9 protein-coding genes are annotated in these 8,491 nt (G+C 68.5%); 4 read left to right on the forward strand and 5 right to left on the reverse strand.

Annotated elements, in window-relative coordinates; all coding sequences use genetic code 11:
• The 4 genes from DSP71_RS02190 to DSP71_RS02205 form a co-directional block, all read right to left on the reverse strand.
• On the reverse strand, positions 1-606 hold a 606-nt coding region (locus tag DSP71_RS02190), incomplete at its 3' end, for a glycogen debranching N-terminal domain-containing protein (protein WP_309472599.1).
• On the reverse strand, positions 603-1,445 hold the full coding sequence (locus tag DSP71_RS02195) for a carbohydrate ABC transporter permease (protein WP_113680247.1): 843 nt from the start codon (positions 1,443-1,445) through the stop codon (positions 603-605). The genes DSP71_RS02195 and DSP71_RS02190, both read right to left, overlap by 4 nt.
• Entirely contained in the window at positions 1,442-2,536 is a 1,095-nt protein-coding gene (locus DSP71_RS02200; protein ID WP_061016753.1) for a carbohydrate ABC transporter permease, read from the reverse strand. The genes DSP71_RS02195 and DSP71_RS02200 overlap by 4 nt, the downstream gene beginning before the upstream one ends.
• 2 nt (positions 2,537-2,538) lie before the next feature.
• On the reverse strand, positions 2,539-3,789 hold the full coding sequence (locus tag DSP71_RS02205) for an extracellular solute-binding protein (protein WP_046746961.1): 1,251 nt from the start codon (positions 3,787-3,789) through the stop codon (positions 2,539-2,541).
• 166 nt (positions 3,790-3,955) lie between these two features.
• Between DSP71_RS02205 and DSP71_RS02210 the strand changes: the two genes are divergently transcribed.
• On the forward strand, positions 3,956-4,960 hold the full coding sequence (locus DSP71_RS02210; RefSeq protein ID WP_058632767.1) for a LacI family DNA-binding transcriptional regulator: 1,005 nt from the start codon (positions 3,956-3,958) through the stop codon (positions 4,958-4,960).
• Positions 4,961-4,975: 15 nt separating this feature from the next.
• Here DSP71_RS02210 and DSP71_RS02215 read toward each other — a convergent pair whose 3' ends face one another.
• Complete coding sequence (locus DSP71_RS02215) at positions 4,976-6,211, reverse strand: MFS transporter (protein ID WP_113680248.1); 1,236 nt, start codon at positions 6,209-6,211, stop codon at positions 4,976-4,978.
• 82 nt (positions 6,212-6,293) lie between these two features.
• Here DSP71_RS02215 and DSP71_RS02220 point away from each other — a divergent pair, with 82 nt between their 5' ends.
• The 3 genes from DSP71_RS02220 to DSP71_RS02230 all read left to right on the forward strand — a co-directional run.
• On the forward strand, positions 6,294-6,599 hold the full coding sequence (locus tag DSP71_RS02220) for a helix-turn-helix transcriptional regulator (protein WP_113680249.1): 306 nt from the start codon (positions 6,294-6,296) through the stop codon (positions 6,597-6,599).
• A gap of 59 nt (positions 6,600-6,658) precedes the next feature.
• Entirely contained in the window at positions 6,659-7,225 is a 567-nt protein-coding gene (locus DSP71_RS02225) for a TetR/AcrR family transcriptional regulator (protein WP_061016757.1), read from the forward strand.
• A 107-nt stretch (positions 7,226-7,332) separates the two neighbouring features.
• On the forward strand, positions 7,333-8,491 hold a 1,159-nt coding region (locus DSP71_RS02230; protein ID WP_258546216.1), incomplete at its 3' end, for an MFS transporter.

The raw sequence follows: 8,491 nt of genomic DNA on the forward strand, positions 1-8,491 counted from the left end.
CGTCGGGTCGTCGAGGTCGACCGCCCAGCCGAGGGCGACGGATCCGCGTGGCGGCACCACCGCATCCCACCGCAGCACCAGGGCCTCCCCGTCCTGCGTCACCGCGGCTTCGGGAGCGGTGAGCGTGAACGACGCCTCGCCTGCACGGCAGATGGATCCGTCCCAGCTCCACGTCGCCTCGGTACCCAGCCCCGCCTTGACCTCCTGCATCGGCGCGAAGTCCGGGAGCACCCGCACTGTCACCGCTGTGGCGACCGGTGCGTCGAGGTGGGAGGTGATCGTGATCCGCTCCGAGAACGCACCGGCGGCGACCCGGCGATCGCGGTCCATCCGCACCTTCGGGTCGGCCGATTCGTCGTCGAGCCCGCGCAGCAGGTCGGTCAGCACCGTCTGCTGCGGCACCGCCGACACGCACCCGATGGACTCGAGCGCGGTGCCGTCGACGGTGATCTCGATGCTCCGGATGTGCCGGACGTCGCCGTGGTAGATCCCGTGGATCGGTGCGGTGCCCATGCGGCCGATGTCGTCGGACCAGGCCTGGGTCGGCGCCTCGAGCATGATCACGGCGTCGTCCAGCAGCGGCTGGAGGGGCGGGGTGGGGGTCATTCCTTGACGGCTCCTTCTGTGGAGTTCATGATGCGGCGCTGGAAGACGAAGAACATCACGGCGACGGGGATCGTCATGATGAGCGCGGCCGCCAGCTTGAGCGGATACTGGGTGCCCTGGCTGAGTCCACCGCTGGCGAGGGACGCGACGCCCTTGGTCAAGGTGGTCAGGGCAGGGTCGTTCGTCGACACGATGAAGTGGCTGAGCTCGTTCCAGGAACCCTGGAACGACAGGATCACGATCGTCACGAGCGCGGGCGTCGCCATCGGCAGCACCACCGACCAGAACAGTCGGAACGTGCCGGCGCCGTCGATGCGCGCCTGCTCCTCGACCGACTCGGGGATGGACTCGAAGAAGTTCTTCATGATGAACACCCCTGCCGCATCGACGAGCAGCGGCAGGATCATCCCGGCGTAGGAGTTGAAGATGCCGAGCTGGTTGATCACGAGGAACTTGGGGATGAGCAGCACCACGGTGGGAACCGACATCACCGCCACGAGTGCCGCGAAGACGACACCGCGTCCACGGAAGCGCAGTCGGGCGAGTGCGTACCCGGCGAGCGAGTTGAAGAACACCCGGCCCGCGGTGACGAAGATCGTCACGATCGCGCTGTTCACGAACCACGACGGGAAGTCGGAGTTGCGGAACAGGCGCTCGTACGCCGCGAACGTCCAGACGTCGGGGATCAGCGTGATCCCGCTGGACGCGGCATCCTCATCGGTCTTGAAGCTCGTCGCGACCTGGATCAGGAACGGGTAGATGTAGATGATCGCGAGGATGATCAACAGCGCGTAGAGGGCGATCTGCCAGGTCAGCTGCTTCGACGAGAGCCGTCTCATGACGATGCTCCCTTCGACGACTGGTACGCGCGGATGCGACGCTTCGACACCGGCCGGTCGCGCAGCACCCAGCGCTGCAGGAGCGTGAAGATCACGATGATGACGAACAGGATGAACGCGATCGCCGCACCCTGCCCCCACTCCTGGTTCTGGAACGCGGTCTGGTACGAGAGGTAGGCGGGGGTGAGCGTCGTCTTGCTCGGCGCACCCCGCGTGCCCGTGTAGATCTGGTCAAACACCTGCCAGCAGCCGATGAGGCCGAGGGTCAGCACGGTGAACAGGGTCGGGCGCAGCTGCGGGAGCGTGATGCGCCAGAAGCGCTGCCAGCCGTTCGCGCCGTCCATCATGGCCGCTTCATCGACGTCGGCGCCGAGGTTCTGCAGACCGGCGAGGAAGATGAGCATGAACGTGCCGGAGGTCGTGAAGATGGCCATCAGGATGTACGCGCTCATCGCGACGGACGGACCGGCGAGCCACTCCCACCACGACACTCCGAGTGTGCCGCCCTGGGTGAGCGCCGCGGGACCGGCATCGATGCCGACCGTGCCGAGTGCCAGATGCAGGATGCCGCGCGGATCGTTGAACCAGTTGGGCCCGTTGATGCCGAACCAGGAGAGCACGTCGTTGACGGCGCCGCTGGAGGTGAAGAGGAACATCCACAGCACCGTGATCGCGACGGTGCTGGTCACGGAGGGGAAGTAGTAGGCGGTGCGGAAGAAGCCGCGGCCGCGGAGCATGGCGCGGTTGACGAGGATCGCGAGGAACAGGGCGAGCGCGGTCTGCAGCGGGACCACGAGCAGCACGTACCAGGCGTTGTTGCGCAGTGCGGTGCCGAAGTCCTTGGTCGCGAGACCGCCGTCGGTGAGGACGGCCGAGAAGTTGTCGGCGCCGACGAACGAGACCGATCCGGAGAGGGGGCTGCCGCGGCCGCCCCAGTCGGAGACGCTCACCCACAGCGCCATGAGCACCGGGATGAGGAGGAAGACACCGAGGATCACGATCACCGGCGCCGTGAACAGCCATCCGGCTGCCGCCTCGCCGCGGCGGAGCCCGGAGGCCCCACCGCGGCGAGACGCTGCCTTGACCGCCATGGTTACTCGACGACCGCTTCGAGGTTCGACTGCACGGAGTCGAGGATCGTCTTCGGGTCGGCTGTCTTCAGCGACTCGAGCTGCGAGTTGAAGTCGGCGATCACGTCGGCGGTGCCGGCCTGGTTCGGGGGGAACTGGGCATAATCCGCACCGGCGAGGAACGGGGCGAGCTCGGGGTTCGCGGCGGTCCACTCGTCGGCGGCCGACTTGATCGACGGCATCGGGCCGAACGCCTTCGAGAACGCCAGCTGGCTGTCGGCGCTCGTCAGGTACTCGACCAGTTCGAGGGCGGCCTGCTGGTTCGGGCTGTCGGCAGCCATGCCCCAGCAGTTCGTGAACTGCAGCGTGCCCTTGCCGCCCGCGCCCTCGGGGAGCTCGGCGACCGTGTACTCGAGGCTGCTGTAGTCGTTCGACAGCGCTCCGGTGATCCAGTTGCCCTCGATGACCATCGCGGCGGACTGCTTGCCCAGGGCCTCGCCGCCCCAGCCGGCCCCGACGTCCTTGGCGTAGGCGAAGGTGCCGTCGACCAGGTGCGACTTCACGTAGTCGAGGGCCTCGACGTTGGCGGCGTCGTCGGCGATGACCGTGCCGTCGTCGACGAGACCGCCACCGGCCTGGGCCATGAAGACGCCGACGCGCTGGTACTCGGCGCCGAAGGCCAGGCCCACGTGATCGGCGGTCGTGAGCTTCTGCGCCACGGCGGAGAGGTCGTCCCAGGTCTTCGGGAGGTCGGCGTCGGTGAGGCCGGCGTCGGTCCACATCTGCGTGTTGATGATGAGTGAGAGCGTCGAGAAGTCCTTGGGCGCGCAGTAGAACGTGCCGTCGACCGTGAAGTTCTCGACGAGCGACGGGTAGAAGTCGTCCTTGTTGGAGAGCTGGTCGCCGTAGGCCTTGAGCGATCCGTTGGCGGCGTAGCCGGAGGCCTGGTCGGTGGAGAGGTAGAACAGGTCGGCGGGGTCGCCGGCGGCGAAGCCCTGCGACAGCTCCTGGTCGAGGTTGCTCGCGGTCTGCAGCTTCACCTTCGTACCGGACTCGGCCGACCACGCGTCGACAGCCGACTGCACGGCCGCGGTCTCGGCGTCGCCGGAGGAGCCGATCAGCACCGTGAGCGCGTCGTCGGAGGAGGTGAGCCCCTCGCCGTCGGCCTTGGTGTCGTCTCCGGCGAAACCGGAGCCGCAGCCGGTGAGCACGAGCGCGCTCGTGAGCAGCACCGCCCCGGTGCCGAGGACTGCGCGAGTGGTGTGCCGTGTCATGGTCTCTCTCCTTTGATGAGTCACTGCGGGTTCGATGAATCTCTGGCGACGGTCTCGGGAGGACCGTGCGGGATCGACGCAGAAATTTGAACGATCAAACTCTGCGTGGAATAGGCTAAGCGGGAGTCGCGGGAAGTGTCAACCCGGACACGGATGAGGAGGTGCGATGGCGAAGGCGCCGACCGTCGAAGACGTCGCCGAGCGCGCTGGCGTCTCGCGGCAGACCGTCTCGAACGTGCTCAACACCCCGGACATCGTCCGCCCGGCGACCAGGGAGCGCGTCCTCACGGCGATCCACGACCTCGGCTATCGCCGCCATGCGGCCGCCCGACGACTGCGGCTGCGACGCAGTTCGACCATCGGGATCCGTCTCGATCCGTATCTCGGCGGCATCTCGGGTGTCGTGCTCGACCGTTTCGTGCACGCCGTCACCGAGCGGGCGAGCGAGCGCGGCATGCGCATGCTCGTCTACGCCGCACGTACGCGGGAAGAGGAGATCCAGCGGCTGTCGGAGCTGTGGGAGGGGTCGGAGATCGACGCCGCGATCATCACCGGCACCTCGCGCGACGATCCGCGCGTGCGCAGCCTCGACCAGGACGGACTGCCCTTCATCTCGTTCGGCCGACCGTGGGGTGAAGACGATATCGCCGATCCGCGCCACCTCTGGGTCGACGTCGACGGCGCCGCGGGAACACGGGCGGCGACCGAGCACGCACTGACTCACGGTCGACGGGTGGCGTTCCTCGGATGGCCGACGGGCTCGGGGACCGGCGACGACCGTGAGCGCGGCTGGCGCGAGGCCATGACTGCGGCCGGAGCGCAGGGCGAACGGCTCACCGCGGAGGAGGGGGTTCCCCTCGGGCGTGCCTGTGTCGACGCGGCGCTCGCCGCGGGACACGTGCCCGACGCTCTCGTCTGCGCCAGCGACTCACTCGCGGTCGGTGCGCTGCTGGCTGTCGCCGCTGCCGGACTCTCGCTTCCCGTGATCGGCTTCGACAACACGCCGACGGCCGAGGCTCTGGGCTTCTCGAGCGTCGAGCAACGGCCCGAGGATGTGGCGACGGCCGTCCTCGAACTCCTCATGGGCCCGACGGGGGAGATCGTCGCCCCGCGCACCCTTCAGGCCGGCTCTGCGCACGCGCTGATCACGCCCGAGCTCGTCGTGCGCTGACGCGCTCCTCCGCTTCTATGCCGCGCGGCGCATACGCAGCGTGAACGCGATACCTGCCAGTGCGATGACGACGATCCCGTAGCCCACGCACACCGCCTCCAAGCCGACGACTCCGACCAGCGCACCCGCGATGACGGCTGGTACGCCGAAGGCCAGATACGCCAGCAGGTAGATCACGGCGAAGGTGTCGGCGCGCTGGGTCGCCGGGATCCGCGGGGCCAGCGAGGCGACGACTCCCGAGAACGCGGTGCCGAACCCCATACCGGTCACGGCGGCCGCGACGAGGTAGAACGGCAGTGAGCCGATGCCGAGGGCTATGAGCGACAGCAGGGTTCCGGTCGCCAGGGCCGCCGTGCCGAACAGCACCATCGACCGTGCAGCGAGCTTCCGGAGAGTGAACGCGGTCAGGGCTCCGACCCCGGCGAGCAGCACCACACCGAGCCCCTGCCAGACATGCGCCTCGCCGCCGAGCTCGCCTCGGACGATGTTGGCTCCGAGCGACAGGAACAGTCCACCCGTGGCCCACCCCGCGATGACCGCCGGAGCGCCCCGCCAGAAGTCGGCCCTGATCGCGGTCGGGATCGACAGCCGGAAGCTCAGTGACGCCCAGACGCCCGGCTTGCGCGGTGCGGTCTCCGGAACGAGGAAGAACAGTGCCGCGAGCACGATGTACGCCGTGCTCAGCGGCGCGAAGACATCGAGCAGGGCCTCACCGCTGACGTCGAGCATCACTCCGGAGGCGAGGGCCCCGAGCGCGAGACCGATCCCGGGGCTGAGTGCATTCCACAGCGCGGCGGTACCCGCGCGGCCGCCCGGCGCGAAGTCGAGCACCGTGGCCGAGAGGGCCGAGATGAGCAGCCCGCTCGCGATGCCCTGCAGGATGCGCGCGAGGAACAGCGTCGCCACGGCATCCGCATGCCAGAACAGGAACATGCTTCCGGCGAGCAGTAAGAACCCCGCGATCACGACGGGTCGGCGTCCGACATGGTCCGACAGGGAACCGGCGGTGAGGAGCGTGAGCAGCAGCGCCACCGCGTAGACCGCGAACACGGCACTGATCACGACGGGGGCGAAACCGATCTGCTGCGCCAGCACCGGATAGAACGGCGACGGCGTGCTCGCACCGACCATCATCAGGATCTGCGCGATGATCGCCAGCACGAACCCGAAGCGGGCGCGCGTCTGCGGGGTGGTCGTCGGCAGGGTGGTCGTCGATAGGGGGACGGCGACGATCGGCTCAGTGGTGGTCATGGCGTCTCCTCGTTCGGTTCGAGAATCATCGAACTATCGGAGCGTACGCGCGTTTCGCCAATTGTTCAACTATTATCGAACCATGCCTGGCGACCTTCCTCACCCGGAGCGCTCCGAGATCCAGCTCACCGACGTGCTCTTCGCGCTCAGCGACCCCGAGCGTCTCGCCATCACGCGACAGCTCGCGGACGGCCCTCTCGACATGGCCGCCTGTCATGCCACCGACCCCAACCTCCCGAAGTCGACCAAGTCGCACTTCATGAAGGTGCTGCGCGAAGCGGGTGTCATCCGCAACGAGCCGAACGGGCGCCGGCGGATGCTCACGCTGCGGCGTGACGACCTCGACGCCCTGTTCCCTGGGCTGCTGGACTCGGTGCTGCGCGGCTGACTCTGCCTCGGACCGGAAGACTCTTGCCGGCTCGAGAGAGTGAGTGTACAGTCACTCATATGTCCACGACCCGCAGCTCGATCCTCTCCACGGCAGACGCCCGCAAGCCCGTCGTCGCCGCGGCGGCACTGGCGGCCTTCGCTCGAGGCGGGTATCACGGCACGACCGTCGCCGATGTCGCACGCGAGGCCAAGATCTCGCCGGCCTACGTCTTCAAGCTCTACTCGGGTAAGGAGGCGCTGTTCGTCGTCGCCCTGGAAGCCTGCTTCGATGCGATCCTCGTCGCCCTCGAAGAAGGCGCGGATGCCGCAGACGACACCTCGCCCGAGGGTCTGCTCGACGCGATGGGGGATGCCTACGCGCACCTGATCTCCGACCGGAAGCTGCTCATGCTGCAGGTGCATGCGCAGTCGGTGGCGGAGATCCCGGCCATCGGCGAGGCGCTTCGCGCAGGGCTGGAGCGCATCACCGTCTTCGCCCGACAGCGCTCTCGCGCCGAGGATGGCGCCGTGCAGCGGTTCATCGCCTACGGGCAGCTCTGCCACCTGATCGTCACCACGCAGCTCGACGGGCGCCCGGGGGATTGGGTCGCCCTGCTGACCAAGGGGATCACCCACCCCGACTGACGTCGGTCCCTAGAGAGGGCGCTTTCGCTTGCCGTCAAGAGTGAGTGAGCGGTCACTCATCTGTGCCGCCGAACCGAATCGACCACCCACAAGAACAGGAGCATCCCATGACCTCTCCCACCGCCACCGCGACACGAGCCACCGCCGCGCCGCGCAGCTCCAGGCGTTGGCTCGCACTCAGCGTGCTCGCCCTCGCGCAGTTCCTCGTCGTGCTCGACGCCTCGATCGTGAACATCGCCCTCCCCGTGCTCGGTGCCCAGCTCCGCATGAGCACGGCCGCCCTCGCCTGGGTGATCACCGCCTATGTGCTGGCCTTCGGCGGACTCCTCCTCCTCGGCGGACGTCTCGCCGACCGTTACGGAAACCGCCGCGTGTTCCTGATCGGCACGGGCGGCTTCGTCGCGGCCTCCGCGCTCGCCGGCCTCTCCATGTCGAGCGAGATGCTCCTCGGCGCGAGGACTCTCCAGGGTGCTTCGGCCGCGCTCCTCGCCCCCGCGGCGCTCGCACTGCTCACCCATCTCTTCCCTGACGACAAGGAGCGCACGAAGGCCCTCGGCGTATGGGGAGCCGTCGCCGGGATCGGGTCGGCGGCCGGAGTCCTGCTCGGCGGTGTGCTCACGGCCACCCTCGGCTGGCAGTCGGTGTTCTTCGTCAACGTCCCTGTGGGCGCGCTCGTGCTGATCGCGATCCCGTTGCTCATCACCCGCGACGGCGCCCGCACGCCTGGGCGTCTGGATGCGGCCGGTGCCGTCACCGTCACGTCGGCTCTGGTAGCTCTGGTCGGCGCCCTCAGTGCTGTCGAGCAGCTCGGATTCGTGCACCCGCTGCCGATGATCCTGTTCGCAGCGGCGCTCGCGCTGGGTGTCGCGTTCGTCCTGATCGAGCGGCGCGCTGCAGAACCTCTGGTGCCGCTGGCGGTCTTCCGCAACCGCAACCTGGCGCTCGGGAACAGCGTGATGCTGCTCGGCGGGGCGGCGATGGTGGCGCTCTTCTTCGCTCTCTCCGTCTACATGCAGGCCGTGCTCCACTACGACGCGCTCGCCGCCGGCCTGTCGCAGCTGCCGCTCGCGGGTGTGCTCGTGCTCGTCGCGGGAGGTGCACCCGCCCTCATCGCGCGCGTCGGCACCCGCCCGGTCCTGATCGGCTCTCTGCTCGTCCTGGCCGGAGGGCTCGCCTGGCTCGCAGCCGCGCCGTCCGATGCCACGTTCCTCGCGCAGCTGCTCGGGCCGACGATCCTGGTCGGAGTCGGTCTCGGCGGGGCTGTCG

The sequence above is a fragment of the Microbacterium sp. H6 genome, assembly GCF_003314775.1.
Lineage (GTDB): Bacteria > Actinomycetota > Actinomycetes > Actinomycetales > Microbacteriaceae > Microbacterium > Microbacterium oxydans.